Genomic DNA, 23,807 nt, shown 5'->3' with positions numbered 1-23,807 from the left:
TAAACCATCATGCAAATTCCATACACAACATGTCTCTCCAGCAAATAAAGGGATACAACCATCGGCGGCCGCTCAACTTTTTGCCTGATTATCCGCTTCCGGCTTTATCCCTATCCATGCGATAGCGCTGCCAAGCAAAGACAACCCGGCTAACAAAAACAAAAACGTTGTGGTCGCGCTTTTCATCAATAATGCAGCGAGCGGCGGTCCCGCGGCGACGCCGATAAACCGCAATGAGCTGTAAAACGAGGTCACGGTTCCCCGCTCTTTTTTTTCAATTCCTTCTGTTATCAATGCATCCAAGCATGGCAGCATTATGCCAATGCCAGCGCCAGCAAGTGAAAAAAGGGCAATCATCCACCAAAGCTCCGGGAAAAACTGAACCACTATGATCGCCATGCCGGCAAACACACCGCCAATGGCAATCATCCATTTCATGACAACTTTATTTTTGCCAATTCTCTTGCCAGCAAGAAACGAAGCAGCACAAAGCGCACCAAGCGGAATAGCGAGCACCCATCCCTTTTTTATTCCATCGATTCGGTACTCGTCCTCAAGGCGGCTTGATAAGAAAAAAAGAAACGCAAATAAAACGAGCATTAACAAGCCGCCGATCGCGAAAATTGCATATAGCCACTGCCCCTCCCGCCGGAAAATGACTTTTATCTTTCGCACAAATTGGCGAAATGGAAGCGGTTCCTCTTTTCTTGCCGGAGCTTTTACCAAAAAGAGCATCATGGCAATGGAAATGGAGCAAAACAGCGGGAACGCGAAAAACGGCAAAAACCAAACCATGCTTGCGAGCACCGCCCCTAATATCGGGCTTAATACTTTTCCTAACGTGTTCGCTGTTTCAATCATCCCTAAGCAGCTGCTTGCTTCGTTGTCATCAGGAAACAAATCGCCAACAAGCGGCAGCACAATCGGGAACGCCCCTGCCGCTCCAAGTCCTTGCAGCATCCTTCCAGCCACGATCGTCCCATACGGATCGGCCATCTTCCAAGCTGCCCAGCCAGATACAACTCCTCCGGCCGCAGCCAACAATAAGCTTGGAATAATCACTTTTTTTCTCCCGAACCGGTCACTCACATATCCGGCAACAGGAATAAAAATAATCGCCACAATCGAATAGACGGTAATGAATAAACTCGACTGAAACGGCGTAATATGCAGCTGTTTCTCCATCGTTGGCAAAACCGGGATCAACATCGAATTCCCAAGCGTCATCACTAACGGTATCGATGCTAGCGATGCGATAATCCCCGTCTTATTTATCTTTTTGCCTGTCTGCTCTGGCATTGTTTCGATCCATTCCATCATTGATTCCTTCCTTTTTGTGCCCATTCATGTTATATGATTATCATTTCCGTTTTTTCATGAAGCATACAAAAAAACCTTGCCCGTTGCCGGACAAGGATATAATCCTGCCTTTTAATGGATGAAGCCTTTCCTTTCTGACCCTTAGTTCGTGATGATAAAGATGGTAACCGTCAGCGCAATGTAAAACAAAACCAAAGCGTCACCGTCATCTAGCTAAAAAAATCGTTTAACGTTTATATAAGCCGGTAAATGCGCGCCTCATGCGGCCGCATATGCAACACATTTCCATTTTCTTGGATGTCCAGATAATTGCCAAGCACTACTTCCCGTTTGTATGCAGCAAGCGCCCCCGGAAGCTCATAGTCATTTGCATGGTCACAATGATTAAGGACGATAAGCCAGCGGACATCGTCAAGTTCACGAGTGTACGCATAAATATACGGCTCGTTTTCCGTATAGTCGCAGAACGTGCCATAAACCATAACCGGATTTTCTTTGCGCAGCTGAATAAGCTTTTGATAATAATAATACACGGAATTCTTATCTTGCAACGCTTGTTTTACGTTAATTTCTTTATAATTCGGATTGACTTTGATCCATGGCGTTCCTGTTGTAAAGCCGGCGTTAGGGCTGTCATCCCATTGCATCGGCGTTCGCGAGTTGTCACGGCTTAATGGCTGCAAACTTTCAAGCACTTCTTGCGGGTCTTTGCCTTTCGCAATTTCTTCTTTATATTTATTTTTCATGGCAATATCGTTATAGTCATCAATCGAGGAAAAGCGAACACCAGTCATGCCAATTTCTTCACCTTGGTAAATATATGGCGTTCCTGGCAGTGTATGCAGCATCGTTCCCAGCAGTTTGGCAGATTCAACGCGGTATTCTTTGTCATTGCCGTAGCGCGTCACTTGTCGTGTATGGTCATGGTTGTTAAGAAATTGGGAATTCCATCCTTTTCCCCATAATACATCATACCAATGCTTTTGAATCTGTTTAAACCGGAGCGGTTCCCAGCTTGGCATTTCGTCGCATACTTGAAAATGGAATAACATATTCAGTTCGCGGCGGTCTTCAGCGACATATTTCAGCCCTTCTTCCGGCGATACGAAGGCGACTTCGCCAACTGTAAAAATGTCATAGTGCCGGAATACTTGTTCATACATTTCCCGCAAATACTCATGAAGGCCGGGATTATTCGCCAAATAGCAGATATCGTTGGGATCAGCGGCATCCGGAAACCCTTCCGGCTTAGCCAGCAAAGCAATGGCGTCTAAACGGAATCCATCAATGCCTTTATCCAGCCAAAAACGCATCATTTTATAAATTTCTTGGCGCACTTCAGGGTTTTTCCAGTTCAAATCCGGCTGCTCGACAGCAAACGAATGAAAATAATATTGTCCGGTTAATTCATCGTATTCCCACGCGGATGGGGTAAAATAGGAGCGCCAATTGTTTGGTTTGTCGCGCCAGATGTACCAGTCGCGCTTCGGGTTGTCGCGGGACGAACGCGATTCGATGAACCAAGGATGCTGGTCAGACGTATGGTTGACAACAAGATCCATAATAAGTTTCATGCCGCGCTTATGCACTTCATCAAGCAGCGTTTCCCACGTTTTCATCGTCCCGGCCTTTTCCATAATCGCATAATAGTTGGAAATATCGTATCCATTATCTTTATCCGGCGACTCATAGCAAGGATTGAGCCAAATGACATCGGCGCCAAGGTGCTGGATATAATCAAGCTTTTCGATCACCCCTTGCAAATCGCCGACGCCATCTCCGTCCGAGTCATAAAAACTGCGCCAATATACTTGATATACAACCGCTTCTTTCCACCATGTCCGTTTCATCTTTTTCCCCCACTAAGCTAAGCACTTTATTTTGCTTTCCATCGCAATAATGAAAACAAGCCAGACGGCAGCGTCGCAGATGCATCTTGCCAGCTTTACAGGACAGATCCCTTTTCGATAAGCCGGCAAGGCGATGCCGTTTATTTCCCTCCAGTAAATGAAATCCCCTTAATAAAGTAACGATTGAAAAACGCATAAATGACTAACACCGGCAATGTAAAGACCATCGATGCCGCCATAATATAATTCCAATAACTGATGTATTGCCCTTTGAAGCTGTTCAGCCCAAGCGGCAAAGTAAAGAGTTGCGGATCGGACAAAATGATCAGCGGCCGCATAAAATCATTCCACGAACCCATAAAGACAAAAATTGCTTGTGCTGCCAAAGCAGGGCGGGCAAGCGGCAAAACGATCCGGAAAAAAATGCCGAGCCGGCTAAGTCCATCTAATTCTGCCGCTTCCTCTAACTCTTTCGGGAAGTTAATAAAAAACTGCCTCATCATGAAAATAAAGGTGGCATTTATCATCGTTGGCACAATCATTCCTTGGTATGAATTCAGCCATCCAAGCTGTTTTAAAATCAAATAGTTTGGAATCATCGTGACTTGTGCCGGAATCATTAATACCGCCAAAATAATGATAAATAGCGGTTTTTTTCCAGGAAATTGCAATCTTGCAAGCGCATACCCTGCCATTGAATTAAACAATAAATTCAGCACAGTGACAGTCACCGCAATGATGGTACTATTTAATAGCCAGCGCGGAAACATTTTTTGTTCCAGAAAAATTTGCTTGTAATTATCCAGCGTAAATTGTTTTGGAATAAAAGAAATGGTTCCGCTAACAATTTCCTCGAGTGTTTTAAACGAAGAAGACAATGCCCATAAAAATGGAATTAATGTAATAATGGCGTAAGTGACAAGAACGGCATACAAAAGTCCTTTTCCAATCGTAGCTCGTTTTTTCATTTTCTTTTCCCTCCTTAATAGAGAGACTCTTCTTTCGAAAATTTCCGCTGCAGCAATGTCGCGGTTAAAATAATAAGCGCTAAAACAAACGCCAATGCTGCGGCATATCCCATTGTTCCTAACGTTTTAAACGCATATTGATAAATAAGAAGAACGACGGTAAGCGTTGAATTGTTCGGCCCTCCCGAACCGCCAGAGAAAATATATGACTGATCAAATAATTGGAACGTGCCAATGAGCCCCATGATCACGACAAATGATGTCACTGGCCGCAAATATGGTACTGTCACATACCAAAATTTTTGCAGCGCATTGGCTCCGTCCAGTTCCGCTGCTTCGTAAAGCGAATCTGGAATATCTTGCAATGCCGCTAAGTAAATAACCATGAAATATGGGGCAGTAGACCAAATATTCATGATCATAATTGCAGTCAATGCGACATCTGGATCGCCTATCCAGTTATAGGTCGGCAGTCCTAACAATTTTAAGACATGGTTAATAAGCCCGTTTTGATTATACATCCACATAAAAATAAGGGTTAACACCGCCGAGGACGTAAGCGTTGGTAAAAAGTAGACAATCCGGAAAAACTTTTGCCCTTTAAGCCCTGCGTTTAATGTTGCCGCCAGCACAAGGGCCAGTATTGTCTGGCACGGCACTACGATGACAACATACTTAAGCGTATTCCATAGCGCAATTTTCGCCCGCGCATCATGAGCGATGCGTTCAAAGTTATCCAAACCGACAAATTCAAACGTTGTTGTCCCGAGCAATTGCACTTTGTGAAACGCAAGGAAAATCGCAAACACGATCGGGCCGATAATAAACAAAAGCAGTACGAACAACGTTGGTGACATGAATAAATAGCCCGTACCTGTTTCCCGCCATTTTCGTTTCATCTTGTTCATCTCCTTGCAGAGAGTCGATAAAGCTATTCCCCTCTCTTGCGCGGCAAGCGCAGCGTTGCTAGAAAGAAGGGGAGTTACATCATCAGGCATTCCATGCTGGTGGAAGGATCTCCTCCTTCCACCAGCATCCGCATTATTTGCTGTCGATTTCTTTATTCGCAGTTTTCTCCGCTTCTTTTAGCGCTTCATTCAACGGCCGTTCCCCTAAAAAGGCGCTGACAAACTGGTTATTAAAGTTGTTGACGATAATCGGCAAATTCGTTCCTTGTTGCCATACCGTCGCATATGAAGCGCCTGCTACTAACGGCGCACGCAACGGATCTTTGTCATATCCCAATTCTTTAGCAACGGATTTGCGTGTCGGCAGCGCATATCCTTTGCTTGTCCATATTTTCATTCCTTCTTTTCCTGTCAAATAGGAAATGAGTTCCCAAGCCGCTTTTTTCTTTTTCGAGTCTTTATTCATGACATACGCTACGGTATATGCCATTGTTGCTTTTTTGCCATTGATGCTTGGCACTTCAGCCGTTCCAAACTCTAAATTCGGGAATGTATCTTGTAAAAACGGAATTGCCCAGTTTCCTTCAATCACCATAGCCGCTTTTCCTTGCCCAAACATCTCTCCGCCCCAGTTCGCGCCGACTTCGCTAGGTTGCGCCGCTGATTTATCTTTTAAATGCATATCAACAATTGGCTGTAAAGCCTCTACTACTTTCGGGTCAGCAAAGCTTGCTTTGTTATCGGTAACCACTTTTCCGCCTTTGGATTCAGCAATATAGTAAAGACGCGCTAACTCCGGCGCTACGCCAAAACCATATACTTCCGTTCCTTTTGTTAATTTTTTGGCTGTCTCGCGCAATTCATCCCATGTTTTTGGCACCTCTACGCCAGCTTCTTTAAACATTTTTTTGTTATAAAATAGCGCTAATGTTGAATAATCTTTAGGGAAGCCGTAAATATGCCCATCTTTTCCTTTAAATGCGTCCAGCAACGGTTTTTCGAAATCATCAATGTCGAAATCGTCGGTAACATATTGATCAAGCGGTTCCAATACTCCTGTTTCAATTAAGGCAGGGGCTTCAAAGGCGTCAAGATAGAAAACGTCTGGGCCTTCACCGCCGATTAAACGGGTTTTTATGACATCCATATACTGTTCCGAAATGACTTCCAGTTTCACTTTGATGTTCGGGTGTTTTTTCTCAAATTCGTCCAGCGTTTGCTGCAACAGTTTTTGTTCACTCGGATTGCCGCCCCATCCCGCAAGTGTGACCTCCACTTTTTCGCCATTGTTGCCGCTTGTCTCTTTATTTGCGGCTTTCTCATCTCCTCCGCCACAGCCAGCCAAGATGCTTCCCATCAATACGGACGTAATCCCAACAGCAGTCAACCATCTTTTCATTTCACCATACTCCTTTCTTTTATGATTGTTTCTTTATATAAACAGGGAGGAAATTTCCATCCCTGCTATAAAACGATGACATCGTATCCCGTTGTGTTTTCATGAATGTTCACCTTTATTTCTTTCCCTTCCCGGAAAACAGTCAGTGACAACCGGCCATGTCCAATCGCCATGTTTTCTACCTTGAGAACATTCATGGAATCAAGCAAAGTTGGAGAAAGATGAATTTCCTTACGCAAACTGTTTGGAAACAGCCCCAGCATTGCTTGCACAAACACAAGCGGTGTTCCTGCCGCCCAAGCTTGCGGCGAGCAAGCGACTGGATACGGAACTGGTTTTCCAAACGAACGGCTATATCCGCAAAACAGCTCCGGAAGGCGGTCATATTCAAAATGGGAGGCCGCCTCGATTAATCCTTCCATAATCATCAGCGCTTCCTTTGCTTTTCCTAGCTTGCTTAATCCTAATAAAATAATGCTATTATCATGCGGCCAGACGCTGCCATCGTGATAGCTCATCGGATTATATCCGGCTTCTCCTTCCGCCATTGTCCGGATTCCATATCCGGAAAACATTTTCGGGGACAGGAGCGTTCGGATCACAGCGTTTTCCCGGTGCCCGTCTAATATACCAGCAAACAGCACATGCCCTGGATTGGATGTGATAGTGCCAACTTGCCGCTTTTTCTCATCTAACGCAATCGCATAAAATTGCACATCTTCCATCCAAAACGCATCTTCAAATTTTTTCTTTAATTCTTCTGCCTGTTGCCGAAGCTCGGCGGCTTGTTTTACTTTCCCGATCTGCTCAAAAATGTCCGCCAATCCCTTTTTAGCTTGGTATACATACCCTTGCACTTCCACAAGCGCAATCGGTGGTTTGGCGTACTCTCCATCCCGGTGCACAATCGAATCCCCAGAATCCTTCCATCCTTGGTTGGCAATTCCTTTGCTCGATTCCTGATGATATTCGACAAACCCGTCGCCATCACGATCGCCATATTGATCAATCCATTGGAGCGCCGCTTCAATGTTTGGTTCTAATTGGCGGACTATGTCATAATCCCCTGTCCATTTCACATATTCTGCAAGCAGCACAAGAAATAACGGCGTAGCATCGACAGCACCATAATATGGAGTAAATGGCACTTGATTGGTATTGGCTAACTCACCGAAACGAAGTTCATGCATAATCTTTCCTGGCTGTTCATCGCGCCAAGGATCTTGTTTTTTTCCCTGATACTGCGCCATTGTCAGCAATGTTCCTTTAGCCACTTGAGGGCAAAACGGAAGCATTTGCAATGCCGTGATTAAGCTGTCGCGCCCAAATGGCACTCCAAACCATGGAAGCCCTGCAACAGGAAATGGGCCATATCCTAAATCAGTTAATAATACCCGCAAATCAGCAAGGCCGCGCTCTATCAGGCGCTGAAGAGGCTTATAGTCCGTGTTTACTCTCGTTATGCTTTGATGCCATTCATTGTAAGAATCCTGAAGTTGGCGTAAAGCATTGTCTTTATCCATTATGGTTTTCGGCATTGCCGGTTGACCAATTTGCGGTTGGATCATGAAAGTAACCGCCTGTTCTTCATCGTGATGAAGGGAAAAAGCAAAAACGACTTGTCCGCTTTCATCGGCTAATATAGCAGGACGATCCCATGTAATCGTCGTCGCCCGGTAAACACCGTCCGCCCCTTCGTAATGAAACACCAGCGAATTCCCGTCCACGGTCTGTCCTGTGCGCTTGCCGACTTTTCCCGTTTGGAAGCCGCGGATAATAAACATATCGGCGAAATCGGCATCGAAAGAAACACTGATTTCACATGTGACCGGTTTTGGAAAGTAGTTTTTTAATTTGACCGTTTCATATAATACCCCGCTATAAATAAAGCGCTTTCTTTCGATTTGAACAGATTCGCGCCATAAAACGATTTCGCCATCTTTTTCGATCGGAGGGTTTGTTAATAAAATCGTTGCCATATAATTCTCCGAAGCATCGGAAGAAAGAAGCACTGGTTCTTCTCCATTAATGCGCAGTGAAAATTCGCTCAAAAACCGTGTATCCTTTGTATACAGTCCTAGCCCATAAGGATGAGATTTAGGAATATTTCCTTTTTCATCTGTTAGAAAAAACATATCGTTCTCTTTGATCACCCGGTAATTCATGTTAAATTCCTCCTGCTTAAGATCCGAAACGTTTTGGATTTTATGTATTCGACTGAAAACGTTTCGGATCTAACCAAAACGTTTTCAGTTAGTTGCGCGTTAGCGAAAAACCACATTAATTGCGGTTTTTCACAGTAGACTCACGTATCTTTAATTCGGTTTCTAAAATTTTCACATGAGACTCTGCTTTTCCTTCAAGCATATGAATCAGCAATTTCGCTGCTTCATACCCCATGGCAAAGATATTTTGAGCAACAGTTGATAACGCAGGGGTGGCATATGAGGCAAGAATAATATCATCGTAACCGATGACCGCCACATCATCGGGTATTTGTTTTCCAACCCGTTTAACCGCTTTCATAACCCCCAATGCCATCAGGTCGCTCGCGCAGAAAAAGGCAGATATACATGGATACTCCGTTAACAAGCGCAGCGCTTCCGCTTCTGCGGCGTCTTCGCGAAACGCCCCGTCGGCAATCCATTCTTCATGAATTGGCAGCCCTGCTTCTGATAACGCCTCTTTGTACCCTTTTAATCTCTGTTCGCTCACAAATGCGTATTTGTAGCCGTTGATCATCGCTATGTTTTTATGTCCTAACGATATTAAATGCTCCACTGCCTTTTTTGCACCTAGCACATTGTCCGTCGTCACGTATCCAACCGTTTCCGATTCAATTGGAATATCGATTAAAACACACGGAATGTCGCTTTCAACAACTTCTTGTAAATATGGATCATCGCTGCGGATTCCTTGCAAAATCGCCCCATCCACTCTCCGTTCCCGGCATAGCTGCGTATATGTTTTCTCACGTTGTTTTGTTGAAGTGGTGCTGAATAATACCATGTCATAATCCACTTCGCTGACATATTGATTGACACCAGCTAACACTTCAAACGTAAAATTATCCTTCGCACTTTCTCTTGTTAATCCGGAAACAAGCAGGCCAATCGTTTTGGATTTATTCATCACAAGCCCGCGCGCAAGCGTATTTGGACTATAGTTTAATTGTTTGGCAATATCGATAATTTTTTGCCTTGTTTTCTCGTTCACATCAGGATAACCGTTTAATGCACGGGAAACGGTCGTAATCGAAACACCAGCTGCCTTGGCAATATCCTTGATCGTCGTCACAGCCCTTCCTCCAAAACGTTTTGGATGCTTTGTCGATTAAATTATAACCTAAATCGAAAACGTTTGCAATTATTTTTTAAGCGCACATTATGGCAGAAAACAGCATAATTTTCATCAACTTCCGTTATAGAGGATTCTCGATTGACACATACTAACATTGCCAGACAACTAACTATGTTAGGAGGAAATACAATGGCAAGATCAAGCAATAAACTGCTTGTTCCGGGAATCGAACAGGCATTGGAACAAATAAAATATGAAATCGCCCAAGAATTTGGCGTACAATTAGGAGCAAATACCGTTTCCCGGGCAAACGGCTCTGTCGGCGGCGAAATTACGAAACGGCTCGTTTCCCAAGCGCAAAGCCAGCTGGCCGGATCTGCTTTTCAAAAAACAGAATAATGCTGTCCGCAAAGCCGAGTAGGTTTACTCGGCTTATCCATATCGCCGACTTTCTTTCCATTTCTTTTGTTCATGTTGATGATTGCCTTTTGGAAATTTGTTGAAATGATCGTGATTATAGTTTGGTTTTCGGTGATGTTGGCCCTGTCCATTTCTCTTTTTTTGGTGCTGTTGGTGCTGTTTCCAGTCATAATCATGCGGCCGGTACTTTTGTCTTTCGCTATTTTTCCTTAATATATGATCGGCGCTTTTACCGCGTCCCCATTCCTCTTTCTTCACAAACGGACGTTTATCTTTTCCCCCATATGGATGTTTATCTTTTTCTATAAAAGGTGGATGGCTATCTTTTTTCCTGAATGGGTGATTATCTTTTCCCATGGATGGATAGTAAATGTTATGTAATTCTTTTTGTTCATTCTTACTATTTCCTTCCTGCATTCGCTCACCGTGCTTCGGCAATAAACGGTTGCTCATCTGCTGTTCGTTCTTTTCATTGCTGTTGTTATTATTGGGTTTTTGTTCATTCTTTTCTTTTGGAAAATGGCTGTTTATCTGCTGTTTCTCTTCCTGTTTCGCCGGTTTTTCTTGTGGCGGAACTGATTTCGTCTTTTGTTCAATTTGCAGCAGCTTTCCTGTTGTCATTCCTTTTTTTACCGCTTCCTTTCGTACTTCCATCGTGCTTTCTTCCGTCTTCACAATAATGTTTTTCCGCTGATACGAGTGCTGAATTTTCGTCAATTCTGTAGAAAGTTCACGCGAAGATGCGGCATGGTGTTTTCTCTCCACCGTTGTTATCAATACTTGCCCGCCTTTTTGCAAATAGCCTTTTTTCATGCTTAATTCGATAATTTCCTTGGTAATATCAATAAACGCTTTTTTCTGCCAATGCACAAGTTGTGAAACAATCTTTTTTCCTTCCTTATTATATGCCTTTAATTTTATCACTTTTAACTGCTCATTGACCCCGATTTCGATGCTTGGATTAATATCAATGGACATGTAGGCATACACTTCATCTGAAGGAAAACGAAGCAGCGTTGCAATCAAAAGAACCGCTGCCGCCACGAAGCTCATTATGTATCGAAGTGAACGACGGCGAACATTGGGTTTTTGCACTATCCCCGCTTCAATCTCTTCCCCTATTTCGCATTCACTTTCCTTTTTCACTTGAATAAACTCGCCATCAGGAGTTAATAATGTGACAAATTCGTCATCGAATTCCAACACAATCCCTTTTTTCACGATGGAAGCACCCCTTTTATATATTCCTTTAAATAAACATAATCCCCAGCTAAAATAATCGCCACCGCAATAATATATTTTCTATTTCTCTCTATCGTTTTGCGGCTCACTTCGGCCATATTTTGTAATTGTTTAATCGGCAATTGTTTTTTCCGAAAAAGCCATTTCAGCAATTCTTCATTTTCCACTAACAACTTGGCAACATTGATGGCATTTAGTCGGGCATCTTTATGTTTTGGCGACTGTTCGACAAGCTCATGAAAATGAATGCCAAATTCTTTTAATACTTGCTGATAATGAAGAATTTCCTCGCGGCGCTGTTGCTGCTCTATCTGCCTATAAAATTCATCCATGGATAACTTCGTATCTAAATACGTTTGCGCAGAATTTTCTTCATCTTCATCTGTATGGAAAACAATGTTCCTGCATTTTGCTTCTTTGCGAATATAATCGATTAAACGCCTTTTTATGAGCAATTCGGCAAATGAAATAAACGAACCACCTTTATGAGGCGCGTACTTTTCAATTGCTTCATTAAACGCAATCAACCCGATGCTTAACTCATCATCGCCTTCATGAATAAATCGTTTACACACGCTGGAAACCGTTTTGGCAATAAAAGGTTTATATTGTTGAATCAATTGATTATGCAATGTTTTATTTCCTTGTTGAATTTCGCTAACCGTCTGTTCAATCGTTCTCTCCTTTTTTAGCGAAAATAATATGCTGAACATGGATTTCACCCCATTTGTTAAAGAGACGAACTAGCGCTCCCTTTGAATATCATTCGTACATCATAGCGGATTTTTGTTGGTCATTCAATCGGAAATTTATGACACTTGCTTTTTTCATCAACAAAAAAAGACCTTCGCTAATGAAAGCAAAGGTCCTTTTAAGAATGTTTTTTTACAACATCATCCTGCTTTTTCTGATGTTTCTTCCATGTCATTTAATGTGCTATGCTTGCGTCCATATGTGAAATAAATCACTAAACCGATCAATAACCAAGAGCCGAAACCGATCCAAGTGAGCGCTGGGAGCTGGAAAATTAAATACCCGCAAAATGCAACGGCCAACAACGGAATGACGGGAACCATCGGAACCCGGAAAGCGCGTTTTAAATCCGGCTGTGTTTTGCGTAAAATAAGGACACCGATCGAAACAGTGATAAAGGCAAACAGCGTCCCAATATTGGTTAACTCTGCCAGCTTGTTCAATGGGATAATTCCAGAGAAAACCGCTACGATTATCCCTGTAAGCCAAGTGTTCACATACGGCACTTGCCGCGTCGGGCTCACTTTTGAAAATACTTTTGGAAGCAAACCATCGCGGCTGATCGCATAAAATAAACGCGTTTGTCCATATAACATGACAAGCAATACCGTCGTAATTCCGGTAATCGCGCCTAACGAAATAAAGCCAGCAACCCAATCTTGGTGAATATAGTTTAGCGCAAAGGCAACCGGGTTCTTTACATTCAATTGTTCGTAAGGAACAATTCCCGTCAATACGAGAGAAACGGCAATATATAATAATGTACAAATAAATAAAGAAGCAATGATTCCGATTGGCATGTTCCGCTGCGGGTTGCGCACCTCTTCTGCTGCCGTCGAAACCGCATCAAAACCGATATAGGCAAAAAAAACAGTCGCAGCACCAGTGGCTACTCCGGAAAATCCAAATGGCATAAACGGCGACCAGTTTTCCGGTTTCACATACCAAACACCAACCGCAAGAAACAACAGTACGACGGCGACTTTAATCACTACCATGATCGCATTAAAACGGGCAGATTTTTTAACGCCAAGGCTTAATAAAAATGCCATGAGCAGCGTAATGCAAATCGCCGGCAAATCGATAATTGTTCCCTGTTCCGGGTTATATGCGTTCGTCAACGCTTTTGGAAGCTCAATGCCAAACCCGGCAAGCAGCCCTTGAAAATAGCCAGACCATCCAACCGCTACAGCTGAAGCAGCCACTCCATATTCTAAAATTAAATCCCATCCTAAAATCCAAGCAATTAATTCCCCGAATGCAGCATAACTATATGTGTAAGCACTCCCAGATACCGGAACCGTCGAAGCGAACTCCGCGTAACAAAGCGCCGCAAACACACAAGCAAGGCCAGAAAAAATAAAAGAAAGGACAAGCGCAGGACCGGCATGTTCAGCAGCGGCGACTCCCGTCAATACAAAAATTCCCGTCCCGATAATAGCGCCAATGCCTAACATCGTTAAATCGAATGCCCCTAAATCTTTTTTTAAAGAAACACCTTTTTGCTCCGCTTCATCCAACAACATTTGCACCGACTTTTTCCGCAACAAATTCATTTAGTGTCTCCCCTTGTCGTTTTTTGTAAAAAAATGTTGAAGAGTTCAATCTGGATTTTACGCTATTCGCTAATGTTTGTAAAGTTAGAAAATAATAAAAACAACAAAAAATTTTTCCCGTTTGATGTATTAAAGCCATAAAACGATAGAGTTTAAAAATTAGTAATTTACAAATTATTCAGATAAATATATAATAAATTGTGAAAATTTTATGAACATTGAAAGAAAGGAGGCTAGCTGTTTTTTCTTATCATTATTAACAAAACAAACTAAGGAGGGGGAATTTTTATGGCGATACAAAACCGTTCTTTCGAAGAACGAGCAGCAATGGATTATAGTCAAATTGTCCAGTCTTCATCTTTTCAGCATCTCATGCGCGAAAAGAAAAAATTTATTGTGCCATTCACGCTGTTTTTCTTAGTGTTTTACTTTGCACTGCCGATTTTGACATCCTATTCCGACGTGTTAAACGCTTCGGCAATCGGTCCGATCAGTTGGGCATGGATATTTGCGTTTGCGCAATTTATCATGACGTGGACGCTATGCACCATTTACTCTAAACGCGCCGCCAAATTTGACAAAATCGTGGAACAAATTAAACAAGAAGCGAAGGAAGGAGGAAGCATATAATGCACGGGTTAGCCTTTTTCCTCTTCTTGATCATTGTGGCGCTGACGCTTGTCATCACGTACTTCGCTTCGAAACGGACGAGAACAACGAGCGAGTTTTATACAGCAGATAGCAGCTTAACCGGCTGGCAAAACGGGCTGGCAATTGCCGGCGACTATATGTCCGCTGCTTCATTTTTAGGAATTGCCGGCATGATCGCACTGGCTGGTTTTGACGGTTTCTTTTATAGTATTGGCTTCCTTGTTGCATATTTAGTCGTTCTTTACATTGTCGCAGAACCGCTGCGTAACCTTGGCAAATATACGATGGCGGACATGATTGCCGCCCGATTCTCCGACAAAAAAGTGCGCGGGGTCGCAGCGCTTAATACGATCGCCATCTCCATTTTCTACATGATTGCTCAGCTTGTCGGTGCCGGAGGCCTTATTAAGCTATTATTAGGGATTGATTATATTTACTCTGTCCTCATTGTCGGCATCCTCATGACCGTTTACGTCGTTTTTGGCGGCATGATGGCGACGAGCTGGGTACAAATTGTAAAAGCGGTATTATTAATGGTCGGTACGTTTATTATTTCCTTTATCGTCTTTGCAAAATTTGATTTCAGCCTCACCAAAATGTTTAATGAAGTTAAAACAGCCACGCCGCTTGGTGAAGCGTTCCTCAATCCTGGCAATAAATTTAAAGACCCGCTTGATACGATATCGCTGAATTTAGCGCTTATCCTAGGAACAGCAGGACTTCCACACATTTTAATCCGCTTCTTTACAGTAAAAGATGCACCAACTGCTCGCAAATCGGTCGTTCATGCAACATGGATTATCGGAATTTTTTACGTTTTAACGATTTTCTTAGGGTTTGGAGCCGCGGCATTCGTTGGTTATGACAAAATTGTCGCCGCAAACCCTGCCGGAAACATGGCCGCTCCATTATTGGCGGAAGCGCTCGGCGGCGATTTCCTGTTCGCGTTTATATCTGCAGTCGCGTTTGCCACCATTTTAGCTGTTGTGGCGGGACTTGTGCTGTCAGCCGCATCGGCGTTCGCCCATGACTTTTACAGCCATATTCTTCGCCGCGGCGAAGCAACAGAAAGGGAGCAAATGGTTGCGGCGCGCTTTGCTTCTGTCGGCGTATCGATTTTGTCCATTCTTTTAGCGTTGTTCGCCCAAAAAATGAATGTCGCTTTCCTTGTCTCATTGGCATTTGCCGTTGCCGCAAGCGCCAATTTGCCGATTATTGTATTAACGATTTTCTGGCGCCGCTTTAATACAACAGGCGCTATTGCCGGAATGCTCGTCGGGCTGTTCAGCGCGTTATTGCTCGTGTTCTTTAGTCCGAACGTTTGGGCGCCGGAACCGGGAGTAGCGATTCTTGTCGGCGAACCGCTCTTTAAGCTGGCCAACCCTGGCATTGTTTCCATCCCATTAGGATTCATCGCGGCGATTGTCGGCACACTTCTTTCCTCGAAAAAAGCCGATAGCAAGAAATTTGATGAAATTCTTGTGAAAGCGAATACAGGAATAAAAGAATTGGCAAACTAACGCGCTGAAACGAAATCGCAAAAAAGCTGGCGGAAAAGTGATCACATCTTTTCCGTCCAGCTTTTTCCTCCGCGTTCCTTCCCCCGCTTTTATTACCGTGATTCCACTATAGACTGCATAAATGCTCCATTCATATTCTTCCTCTGCGACAGCTCAATGATGCAGTTAAACGCAAACAGCAGCAAACATTCCGCAGCCGGAAACGAAAAACTAAGGACGGTACACCTTAGCATAGCTCGTATAAATATCTACTTGCCGTCTGTCGACTTCATATCCAATCCCCGGTTGTTCTGGCACTGTTATCATTCCATTACGGACAACGACTTCTGGAACAATAATATCTTTCTCCCAGTAATGGGAAGAAGCAGCAGTATCGCCAGGCAACGTAAAATTCTCCAGCGTCGTTATGGCAATATTGTGCGCTCTGCCGACACCAGCTTCTAACATGCCGCCACACCAGACGGGAATGCCGTTCTTTTGACAAATATCGTGAATGCGCTTCGCTTCTGTCAGCCCTCCGACACGGCCGATTTTTATATTTATTATCCGGCAACTGCCAAGCTGAATGGCTTTTCTGGCATCTTCGGCCGAACAAATGCTTTCATCCAAACAGACCGGTGTCTTTATCTGCGACTGTAATGCCGCATGATCCACAATATCATCTGAAGCAAGCGGCTGTTCAATCATCATTAACTGAAATTCATCTAACGCCTTTAATCGATCGATATCTGCCAGCGAATAAGCGGAGTTGGCATCGGCCATGAACGGAACGTCCGGAAAACGGCGGCGAACTTCGCGGACCACGCCAACGTCCCACCCGGGTTTAATTTTTATTTTGATGCGCCGATACCCTGCTTGCACGTACCGTTCGACAATGCGCAATAAATCATCGACACTTTTCTGAATGCCAATGCTCACCCCTACCTCAATGCTGTGCTTATTTCCGCCAAGCGCTTTATGTAACGGCAATGCTTGTTTTTTCGCAAATAAATCCCATACCGCCCCTTCTACCGCCGCTTTGGCCATTTGATTTTTGCGGATGATGGAAAAACGTTGGCGCAGCTCTTCCGGATGGGCAATTGGCGCTTGAAATAAAAGCGGCAATAAAAAATCTTCTATGATATGCCAATTGGTTTTTACGGTTTCTTCATTGTACCAAGGAGAGGAAAAAGCCACCGATTCCCCCCATCCCGACACGCCGTCTTCATCAACCGCTTCGACTAAAATAAATTCCTTTTTCTGAAACGAACCAAAGCTCGTCGTAAACGGTGATTTAAGTTCCATTTGCAAATGGCGCAGCACAACTCGTCTCACTTTTATTTCCATCCAAAATTCCCCCTGATTATATCGGCAATTCGCTGCGTTTCACGCACACATAATATAAGATAGGTTCATCCTCTTTCCGAATGATATGCGCAACGGCCCATCCTTTGCGAAAAAGCCGGACAAACACGTCGCGCGTCTTATAGCGCCAATCCAGCGCCAGCGCAAGATCTGTCTCTATAAGCCGCTGAAACTGCAAAGGAACAGGAACAAGCAAAAACGGCTGGTCATAAAGGGTAAATTCCTCTTTGCAAACAGGCACTGGATCTCCATTGTTGTTTTGCTTCCAATTCAGCGCCACATTCTCCGGCGACCATGCTATGTTAGAGAAAAAGCGGCTTCTTTCTTGTAAATACCGGCTTTCTAATAGCCACTCGACAATAAAACGGTCCGACGGTAAATGCTTGTTCAATGCATCCTCCATCTGGCCATAATAATTTTCCACATACTGTGAGCAAACAGCCCCTAACTTGGCAATGTTCAAATAGCCGTTTCTGCTTTGTAGCGGATCGTATGTCCAACGAATCGTGCGATATCCTTTTTTGATTGCCTCTTGCGCTTGTTTCATTTTCAGCATATAACCGATTCCTTTGTCGCGGAACGGTTTGGCAATTCCCATCATATGTGAACAAAGATATATTTGCCCGTCCTCGTATCCGGGAAAGCTATACACAAATCCGACCATTTTTCCATCCACAAAAGCGCCGATAATAATGCCGCCGTTTTTCGCCGCCGTCAACGTTTGGTGAGTAGGGACCGGGATCGTTCCCCATACTTCTGCTTCTAACCTTGCCATTTCTTCGAGCTGTTCGATCGTGTCAATTTTTTGCAGCGAAACGTGCACTTCCCATCTCTCCTTGCAATGCAAAATGCTCAAACGTTTCCATAACGGCTCTTGCTAATATTTCAATGCCGGACAATAAGTCTTCGCGGCGGAACGTCATTTGCGGATGATGCAGCCCTGGCGTCAAATCGCAGCCAAGCCCAAGCATCGTCGTTTTTAACTGCGGTTTCATCCATGAATAAAAATGGAAGTCCTCTCCCCCTGAAGTAACGATTGGCGGCAAACATTTTTCTCTTCCCAATACGGCGGCAATAGCGCGCTCCATGAACGACCGCGCTTGTGGGTGCGGCTTTGCGGCAGCAACGCGAACGCCGGAACGAAGCCGGATATCCGCATGATAAATAGCCGCTACCCCTTTGACAATGTCGTTTAATCCTTCCACTAACTGTTCCATCACCTCATTTGTTTGCGCCCGCAAATCAAGCGCAAATTCGGCATAATCCGGGATGATGTTCACGTTTTTGCCGCCTGCACGAAATCTTGTCATTTTTATCGATGCCGGCACTTGCGGATCTACGTGAATTTTGCCTAACTCCTGCACAATCGCACTTCCCACTTCAATGACATTGACTCCGAGATGCGGTCTTGCCGCATGTGCGGCCACTCCTTTAATTTCCCCTTCAATACATTGGGCGGCTCCATGTAAAATTGCTGGAGCGGCATAACCGCTTTTGACTTCTTGAATCGGCCGCAAATGAACACCGTACAAAAAGTCCATGTCATCGGCGACTCCTTTTTCCAAAAATTTTAATGCGCCAGTTCCTTTTTCTTCCGCTGGCTGAAAAAGAAGCCGCAACGTTCCGGGCGGCTGATAGCCGATGCGATTAAATAGCTTGGCAACCCCTAATACCATTGTCATATGGGCATCATGCCCGCACGCATGGTTCGCCCGCCATACCCCATCTACTTCTTGCCAAAGCGCATCCATATCGCTGCGCAATCCGACCGTAAACGTTCCGCTGCCAATTTCTCCAATCACTCCCGGACAATCGGAAAAAGTTTGGGTACGATATCCTTCTTGGATGAGTTGCTGTTCGATAAACCGCGTCGTTTTCCACTCTTCCCAGCTAACTTCTGGATGGCGATGAAGATAATCAAAAATCTCCCATAATTCTCCCTTCATCGCATAAATAATTTTCCTCATTGCGTTCTCCCCCGTTGAAATATTCACAAACATTTTGAAAATTGTTGTTACACATATTATCATATTCAAAAAACAGTTTGCAACCTAGGCTGGTTCATCAACGAATAAAAAACGCACAGCGTTCCGACAACCTTAAAAATCCTAAACCTCTGTTTTCCAGAAGTTTAGGATTTCCGCTTCTGTTTGACGATCTGGTTAATCACTTCCGAAAAAACCAGTCCCATCGCAATCGCTCCAGAAATCATAAATGCTTTCACAGCAAGTGATATCGCCATATTATAATCGTTTAAGACGACATGACGCATCGCTTCATACGCCAAGCCCCCCGGAACGAGCGGGATAATCCCGGAAACGCTGAAAATCGTTACCGGCGTTTTGTATATTCTTGCAAATATGGCGCTGATCATTGCCACAAAAAAAGAGGCAATAAACGTAGCGGCAACACCATTGATTTGCTGCTCAGCGAATAAAAAATAAATAATCCATCCGACCATTCCGACAAATCCGCAATTGATTAACAGCTTTTTCGGAATGTTAAAAATGATCCCAAACGCTGCCGAAGCAATAAAACTTATCAATAATTGTTGCACAATCATCCGCAATTCCCCTTACAATTAGCCAATCGATAAAATCAGCGCAATGCCGGTGCCAATCGCGAACGCGGTTAAAAAAGCTTCCGCGCCTTTGGACAATCCGGCGAGAAAATGCCCTGCCATTAAATCGCGCACAGCGTTCGTTATCACAAGTCCCGGCACCAATGGCATAACAGACCCGATAATAATTTTATCCAAATTCGCCCCAAGCCCGATCATAACGAAAATCATAGCCAATCCACCAACGATAAACGAAGCAAAAAATTCGGCAAAAAATCGTATTTTCACAAGGCGGTGAATCATCTCAAAACAATAAAATCCCGCTCCTCCGGCAAGCAGTGAAGGGAAAAAGTTGTTCCAGCCCCCAAACATGACAGCAAAGCAGCCGCTGGCAACCGCCGCCGCCGCGACTTGCTGCCAAAAAGAATAAAAAAGCTTTTGTTTCTCCACTTCTTTTAACTGTTGATATGCCTCGTCGAGCGACAGCTCTCCATTGCTGATGCGGCGGGAAATGTTGTTCACAAGCGCGACTTTATGCAAATCTGTCGAACGTTCCACAATCCGGATAAACTGCGTAGAATTCATCCGATCAATCGAAAAAATAATTCCCGTCGGCGTGACATAACTGTGTGAACGGGGAATGCCAAATGAAGCTGCTATACGCATCATCGTATCTTCCACGCGGTATGTTTCCCCGCCGCTTTCGAGCATAATTTTTCCCGCTAACAAACAAAGATCGACGATATCGTTTGTCCGATCATGGTAATCTGGCATTCTCTATCTCTCCATCCCTACTGCACTCGTGATAGTACAAAATATAACGCAAGACAATCAGTAAAGAAAACCTGCCCATATCGTCTTGCCAACTGCCACGCACTTAGCATGCCCATATTGGCAGGAGCGCCTCCATCCCTGATTCCGAGGCGATCCCCCTTTACAAACACCTTTACATACTTGCCGCTTTCATGCCAAGAAAAGCAAGAAGCAGGCCGAACAGATAGCTTAATGCGAGATATAAAATAAATGATTTCCATTGCTTATGAACATAAAACGCAATACTTTCAAACTTGAATGTCGAAAAAGTCGTGAACGCCCCCATAAATCCTGTTCCGAAAAGAAGATTCCAAGAAGCGTTCCACCCTTTTCCGACAATATATCCGAGCAAAAAAGAACCAATTAAATTGATCAATAATGTAGCAAACGGAAAAGAAGAAGGATATATTTGTTTCATCCATTTGCTGATTCCGAAGCGCGCCATTGCTCCGAAAAATCCGCCGAACGCCACAAGTGCGCTATTCCATAACATAAGTTTCCCTCCTTACTCTGCCGCCTCGTTTTTCACACGCAGGCCATCACGTCCGAGACGAAATCCGTACAATGCCATCAACACCCCGCCGCACATGCTGAGAAAAACATAAACCAACGCTGTCCCCCAATGGGACATGCGCAACAACTCGACCGTTTCGACGCTGAACGTGGAAAAAGTTGTAAACGAACCGATTAACCCTGTTCCTAGCCCTGCCGCTACGTAAGAAGGAATATTGCGCCAACGCGGCAAATAAGCGTTCAACCATCCTAATGCAAAGCAGCCGAGCATATTCGTAAGCAATGTCGCCAAAGGAAACGGCCCGTTCCACCAGCCGCTCACAAACAAACCTAAATAGTAGCGAAGCAATGCACCAACGATTCCAGCAAGGCCGACAATCACATAATCAATCATCTACCCACCTTCCCCTTTCCTATTCGTACAAAAAACAAACTCCTACCAATAGAATTTACTGGTAGGAGTCATCAGCCATAAAAGGCAATTACGGCGAACCCCATCGCCTAATTTTAATTCCGCACTTGATTATAACAAAATGACAACCTGTTTGCCAATTGCCATAAATGCTTTTTTGCAAAAAACCGGCAAAACGGAATGTGCGAAATGCATCCAAAAAAGGAAAATATCAACAATCCAGGCAACATCATGCCAAGCTATTTACTATTCGGGAGAATTTTATTTTTGGAATCCGTTGGCAGGCTCCGTTCGCAGTGCCGTTACTGTTTGATATCCTCCCCGATAATTTTCACTTCTAATTCCAGATCGACGCCGAATTTTTCTTTAACCGTTTTCCGCACCAGTTCGATCGTCGCAATATAGTCAGAGGCGGTGGCGTTGTTTTTATTAATAATAAAACCTGCGTGCTTTGTCGATACTTCCGCACCTCCGACCCCTTTTCCTTGCAGGCCGCTGTCTTGAATGAGCTTGCCCGCAAAATATCCAGGAGGGCGTTTAAACACGCTGCCGACAGAAGGATATTCAAGCGGCTGTTTGGATTCACGCCGGAAGGTGAGATCGTCCATTTTTTCTTTAATTTTTTGCGGATCTCCTTTTTTAAGCTGGAACACCGCCTCCAGCACAATGTCGTTCGTCTTGCTGATGATGCTCGTGCGATAACCAAGCTGCAAATCGTCTTTGCGCAAAATTTTCTGTTCTCCCGTTTGTGTAACGACCTTAACATGGTCAACCACATCTTTTATTTCCCCGTCATAAGCACCCGCATTCATCATAATCGCGCCCCCGACAGAGCCGGGAATGCCGCACGCGAACTCCAGCCCCGTCAAGCTGTGTTCCAGTGCAACCCGAGAAACTGCTTTAATATCAGCGCCGCTTTGCGCGATAATTTTTTCGCCTTCCACTTTGATTTCTGTTAGATGCTTTAGCTGCACGACAATGCCGCGAATGCCGCCGTCACGCACGATGACGTTCGAACCGTTGCCAAGCAGGGTGAAAGGGAGGCGATGCTTTTCTTTTAACCGAATGACTTCGACCACCTGCTCATATGTTTCCGGCCAGACGAGGAAATCCGCCTTGCCGCCAATTTTTACTAACGTATGATATTTCAACGGTTCGTCCCGCAGCACGTTTTTTTCCCCACAAATTCGCACTAATTCTTGATAAATCACATTATTTTCGCACATCGTTTTTCCCTCTTTGCTTTTTTCTGTTGATTCCCTTTGATGAACTTATTTTTTATCGCTTTTAGTATCATGCAGTTTTAGTCAGCAGTGCTATGGCCGCCGCTCCAGCGAGCCAAGTAGCAATCGCAGAAGCGCAGGGCAGTGAATACGCTCCCTTCCTTACTTTACTACAAAGTCTTCCAATTCTATTGCCCGCTGATCGGCAAGAATGGAAGAATGTTATAGCATCCGGGCACGACATGCCGCCACTCTTAACGTCATTCATTTCTATCCCGTCCGCTGTCCCCGCTTGGATATAACAATCCGACAAGCGGAAATACAACCAGCCGGGCCATTTTCGATGTTGTTTTCGCATTTTTCTCTACCAAATTTGTTGCAAACAAACTGCAAAGCGATGCTCTGCCTGGCCCGCTTTTGCCGACAGACAGCACTATCTCCATTATCGTCCGAATCGCTTTAACAATCAAGTGGCATCCATATCTTTATGGCTTAATTCCTCTTGTGCACCAGTAAATGTTTGATTTTTTGTCAACTATTTTTTCATGGTTTACTTAATATGAATAAAAAAAGAGAGTGGCACATTTAACCGGAGTGGCTTCAATAAAGGAAACCACAGAAAGCCTCTGTGGTGTGATGAAAAAGCAGGCAATCGCAAAAAGCAGGCTTTTTCTATTCCGTTTCTTCGCTCCAAACCTACTTCCCTGCAAATCCCCGCACCTTTATTTTCCACAAAAACATCGGTGCACAAAAGGGCAGCTGGGATACCCTCATCCAATTGCAGATTTTTGTTGTAACATTTCGTGTTTGCCCCAATGTGCGCGCATTGAACGCAGGCAGTTTTTCCAACGGAATGACCACTGTTTGCTGAACATTTTGCAATCACCGTCTTATCTGCTGGCTCAGTGAATGGCCATCAAAAGTGTGTTCTGGAGAAAATAAATATTATCGCGGACAGACAATCACATGAACCAGAGCAGGAACATGAGGTTTATTGGTAGAAATGATAGCCGGTGAATCCAGGTAAAGGAGGGGCATGAGTGAACAGAATGATA

23 protein-coding genes and 1 riboswitch are annotated in these 23,807 nt (G+C 44.2%); of the genes, 3 read left to right on the top strand and 20 right to left on the bottom strand.

The genetic code is table 11. The features are described from left to right. Positions 1–72: 72 nt before the first annotated feature. The 7 genes from AOT13_RS07880 to AOT13_RS07850 all read right to left on the bottom strand — a co-directional run bounded on the left by AOT13_RS07880 (position 73) and on the right by AOT13_RS07850 (position 9,742). Complete coding sequence (locus AOT13_RS07880; RefSeq protein WP_042384996.1) at positions 73–1,317, bottom strand: MFS transporter; 1,245 nt, start codon at positions 1,315–1,317, stop codon at positions 73–75. 236 nt (positions 1,318–1,553) lie between these two features. Beyond that, the gene (locus AOT13_RS07875; protein WP_042384969.1) at positions 1,554–3,170 is read right to left on the bottom strand and encodes a glycoside hydrolase family 13 protein; all 1,617 of its coding nucleotides are present in this window, start codon (positions 3,168–3,170) and stop codon (positions 1,554–1,556) included. A gap of 140 nt (positions 3,171–3,310) precedes the next feature. Beyond that, on the bottom strand, positions 3,311–4,138 hold the full coding sequence (locus tag AOT13_RS07870; RefSeq protein ID WP_042384971.1) for a carbohydrate ABC transporter permease: 828 nt from the start codon (positions 4,136–4,138) through the stop codon (positions 3,311–3,313). Positions 4,139–4,152: 14 nt separating this feature from the next. Further along, a complete protein-coding gene (locus AOT13_RS07865; RefSeq protein ID WP_003252178.1) occupies positions 4,153–5,037 on the bottom strand; it encodes a carbohydrate ABC transporter permease in 885 nt (294 codons plus the stop codon). Positions 5,038–5,179: 142 nt separating this feature from the next. Then, a complete protein-coding gene (locus AOT13_RS07860; RefSeq protein ID WP_042384974.1) occupies positions 5,180–6,445 on the bottom strand; it encodes an ABC transporter substrate-binding protein in 1,266 nt (421 codons plus the stop codon). 65 nt (positions 6,446–6,510) lie between these two features. Continuing rightward, the gene (locus AOT13_RS07855; RefSeq protein ID WP_042384977.1) at positions 6,511–8,610 is read right to left on the bottom strand and encodes an amylo-alpha-1,6-glucosidase; all 2,100 of its coding nucleotides are present in this window, start codon (positions 8,608–8,610) and stop codon (positions 6,511–6,513) included. A 115-nt stretch (positions 8,611–8,725) separates the two neighbouring features. Then, positions 8,726–9,742, bottom strand: coding sequence for a LacI family DNA-binding transcriptional regulator (locus tag AOT13_RS07850; RefSeq protein WP_013877285.1), 1,017 nt, complete (start codon positions 9,740–9,742; stop codon positions 8,726–8,728). A gap of 192 nt (positions 9,743–9,934) precedes the next feature. Here AOT13_RS07850 and AOT13_RS07845 point away from each other — a divergent pair, with 192 nt between their 5' ends. After that, positions 9,935–10,144, top strand: a complete 210-nt coding sequence (locus tag AOT13_RS07845; protein WP_013401385.1) for an alpha/beta-type small acid-soluble spore protein — start codon at positions 9,935–9,937, stop codon at positions 10,142–10,144. A gap of 33 nt (positions 10,145–10,177) precedes the next feature. Here the strand turns inward: AOT13_RS07845 and AOT13_RS07840 are convergent, their stop codons facing one another. The 3 genes from AOT13_RS07840 to bcaP form a co-directional block, all read right to left on the bottom strand. Beyond that, a complete protein-coding gene (locus AOT13_RS07840; RefSeq protein WP_042384980.1) occupies positions 10,178–11,386 on the bottom strand; it encodes an anti-sigma factor domain-containing protein in 1,209 nt (402 codons plus the stop codon). Beyond that, positions 11,383–12,120, bottom strand: coding sequence for an RNA polymerase sigma factor SigI (gene sigI / locus AOT13_RS07835; RefSeq protein WP_003252190.1), 738 nt, complete (start codon positions 12,118–12,120; stop codon positions 11,383–11,385). The genes AOT13_RS07840 and sigI overlap by 4 nt, the downstream gene beginning before the upstream one ends. 180 nt (positions 12,121–12,300) lie before the next feature. Further along, positions 12,301–13,716, bottom strand: coding sequence for a branched-chain amino acid transporter BcaP (bcaP, locus tag AOT13_RS07830; RefSeq protein WP_003252191.1), 1,416 nt, complete (start codon positions 13,714–13,716; stop codon positions 12,301–12,303). Positions 13,717–14,004: 288 nt separating this feature from the next. On the opposite strand from bcaP, the gene AOT13_RS07825 reads away from it, so the two are divergent. Together AOT13_RS07825 and AOT13_RS07820 are read left to right on the top strand one after the other, a co-directional pair. Next, positions 14,005–14,346, top strand: coding sequence for a DUF485 domain-containing protein (locus AOT13_RS07825; RefSeq protein ID WP_003252192.1), 342 nt, complete (start codon positions 14,005–14,007; stop codon positions 14,344–14,346). After that, the gene (locus AOT13_RS07820) at positions 14,346–15,887 is read left to right on the top strand and encodes a solute symporter family protein (RefSeq protein ID WP_003252194.1); all 1,542 of its coding nucleotides are present in this window, start codon (positions 14,346–14,348) and stop codon (positions 15,885–15,887) included. The genes AOT13_RS07825 and AOT13_RS07820 overlap by 1 nt, the downstream gene beginning before the upstream one ends. A 210-nt stretch (positions 15,888–16,097) precedes the next feature. Here the strand turns inward: AOT13_RS07820 and menC are convergent, their stop codons facing one another. The 10 genes from menC to AOT13_RS20080 all read right to left on the bottom strand — a co-directional run bounded on the left by menC (position 16,098) and on the right by AOT13_RS20080 (position 23,638). Continuing rightward, the gene (gene menC, locus AOT13_RS07815) at positions 16,098–17,213 is read right to left on the bottom strand and encodes an o-succinylbenzoate synthase (protein WP_042384984.1); all 1,116 of its coding nucleotides are present in this window, start codon (positions 17,211–17,213) and stop codon (positions 16,098–16,100) included. Between the two features lie 16 nt (positions 17,214–17,229). After that, entirely contained in the window at positions 17,230–18,054 is an 825-nt protein-coding gene (locus AOT13_RS07810; RefSeq protein WP_003252197.1) for a GNAT family N-acetyltransferase, read from the bottom strand. After that, on the bottom strand, positions 18,029–19,198 hold the full coding sequence (locus AOT13_RS07805; protein ID WP_003252199.1) for a M20 peptidase aminoacylase family protein: 1,170 nt from the start codon (positions 19,196–19,198) through the stop codon (positions 18,029–18,031). Before AOT13_RS07805 ends, AOT13_RS07810 begins: the two co-directional genes overlap by 26 nt. Positions 19,199–19,362: 164 nt before the next feature. Next, the gene (locus AOT13_RS07800; RefSeq protein WP_003252201.1) at positions 19,363–19,794 is read right to left on the bottom strand and encodes a threonine/serine exporter family protein; all 432 of its coding nucleotides are present in this window, start codon (positions 19,792–19,794) and stop codon (positions 19,363–19,365) included. Positions 19,795–19,812: 18 nt separating this feature from the next. Next, complete coding sequence (locus tag AOT13_RS07795) at positions 19,813–20,565, bottom strand: threonine/serine exporter family protein (protein WP_003252203.1); 753 nt, start codon at positions 20,563–20,565, stop codon at positions 19,813–19,815. A 172-nt stretch (positions 20,566–20,737) separates the two neighbouring features. Beyond that, positions 20,738–21,097 carry a fluoride efflux transporter CrcB gene (crcB, locus tag AOT13_RS07790; protein ID WP_003252206.1) on the bottom strand — a complete coding sequence of 120 codons (360 nt, stop codon included), beginning with the start codon at positions 21,095–21,097 and terminating at the stop codon, positions 20,738–20,740. Positions 21,098–21,109: 12 nt separating this feature from the next. Then, positions 21,110–21,511: a fluoride efflux transporter CrcB gene (gene crcB, locus AOT13_RS07785; RefSeq protein ID WP_003252207.1), complete on the bottom strand. Its 402-nt coding sequence runs from the start codon at positions 21,509–21,511 to the stop codon at positions 21,110–21,112. 55 nt (positions 21,512–21,566) lie between these two features. Continuing rightward, positions 21,567–21,628, bottom strand: a riboswitch (Fluoride riboswitch). A gap of 203 nt (positions 21,629–21,831) precedes the next feature. After that, positions 21,832–22,755, bottom strand: coding sequence for a UDP-N-acetylmuramate dehydrogenase (murB, locus tag AOT13_RS07780; RefSeq protein WP_003252209.1), 924 nt, complete (start codon positions 22,753–22,755; stop codon positions 21,832–21,834). 257 nt (positions 22,756–23,012) lie between these two features. Then, entirely contained in the window at positions 23,013–23,222 is a 210-nt protein-coding gene (locus AOT13_RS07775) for a hypothetical protein (protein WP_035502265.1), read from the bottom strand. Between the two features lie 80 nt (positions 23,223–23,302). Further along, complete coding sequence (locus tag AOT13_RS20080) at positions 23,303–23,638, bottom strand: hypothetical protein (protein WP_153017387.1); 336 nt, start codon at positions 23,636–23,638, stop codon at positions 23,303–23,305. Between the last annotated feature and the right edge of the window lie 169 nt (positions 23,639–23,807).

Source organism: Parageobacillus thermoglucosidasius (assembly GCF_001295365.1).
Classification (GTDB): Bacteria; Bacillota; Bacilli; order Bacillales; family Anoxybacillaceae; genus Parageobacillus; species Parageobacillus thermoglucosidasius.
The sequence above is the reverse complement of the archived record's forward strand: the minus strand, read 5'-3'. Positions and strand labels throughout refer to the sequence as shown.

Bases quoted from the DNA above. Each gene is read 5' to 3' on its own strand.
- AOT13_RS07880 (WP_042384996.1), bottom strand. From the start codon at position 1,317: ATGGAATGGATCGAAACAATGCCAGAGCAGACAGGCAAAAAGATAAAT.
- AOT13_RS07875 (WP_042384969.1), bottom strand. From the start codon at position 3,170: ATGAAACGGACATGGTGGAAAGAAGCGGTTGTATATCAAGTATATTGG.
- AOT13_RS07870 (WP_042384971.1), bottom strand. From the start codon at position 4,138: ATGAAAAAACGAGCTACGATTGGAAAAGGACTTTTGTATGCCGTTCTT.
- AOT13_RS07865 (WP_003252178.1), bottom strand. From the start codon at position 5,037: ATGAAACGAAAATGGCGGGAAACAGGTACGGGCTATTTATTCATGTCA.
- AOT13_RS07860 (WP_042384974.1), bottom strand. From the start codon at position 6,445: ATGAAAAGATGGTTGACTGCTGTTGGGATTACGTCCGTATTGATGGGA.
- AOT13_RS07855 (WP_042384977.1), bottom strand. From the start codon at position 8,610: ATGAATTACCGGGTGATCAAAGAGAACGATATGTTTTTTCTAACAGAT.
- AOT13_RS07845 (WP_013401385.1), top strand. From the start codon at position 9,935: ATGGCAAGATCAAGCAATAAACTGCTTGTTCCGGGAATCGAACAGGCA.
- sigI (WP_003252190.1), bottom strand. From the start codon at position 12,120: ATGTTCAGCATATTATTTTCGCTAAAAAAGGAGAGAACGATTGAACAG.
- bcaP (WP_003252191.1), bottom strand. From the start codon at position 13,716: ATGAATTTGTTGCGGAAAAAGTCGGTGCAAATGTTGTTGGATGAAGCG.
- AOT13_RS07825 (WP_003252192.1), top strand. From the start codon at position 14,005: ATGGCGATACAAAACCGTTCTTTCGAAGAACGAGCAGCAATGGATTAT.
- AOT13_RS07820 (WP_003252194.1), top strand. From the start codon at position 14,346: ATGCACGGGTTAGCCTTTTTCCTCTTCTTGATCATTGTGGCGCTGACG.
- menC (WP_042384984.1), bottom strand. From the start codon at position 17,213: ATGGAAATAAAAGTGAGACGAGTTGTGCTGCGCCATTTGCAAATGGAA.
- AOT13_RS07805 (WP_003252199.1), bottom strand. From the start codon at position 19,198: ATGAGGAAAATTATTTATGCGATGAAGGGAGAATTATGGGAGATTTTT.
- AOT13_RS07800 (WP_003252201.1), bottom strand. From the start codon at position 19,794: ATGATTGTGCAACAATTATTGATAAGTTTTATTGCTTCGGCAGCGTTT.
- AOT13_RS07795 (WP_003252203.1), bottom strand. From the start codon at position 20,565: ATGCCAGATTACCATGATCGGACAAACGATATCGTCGATCTTTGTTTG.
- crcB (WP_003252206.1), bottom strand. From the start codon at position 21,097: ATGTTATGGAATAGCGCACTTGTGGCGTTCGGCGGATTTTTCGGAGCA.
- crcB (WP_003252207.1), bottom strand. From the start codon at position 21,511: ATGATTGATTATGTGATTGTCGGCCTTGCTGGAATCGTTGGTGCATTG.
- murB (WP_003252209.1), bottom strand. From the start codon at position 22,755: ATGTGCGAAAATAATGTGATTTATCAAGAATTAGTGCGAATTTGTGGG.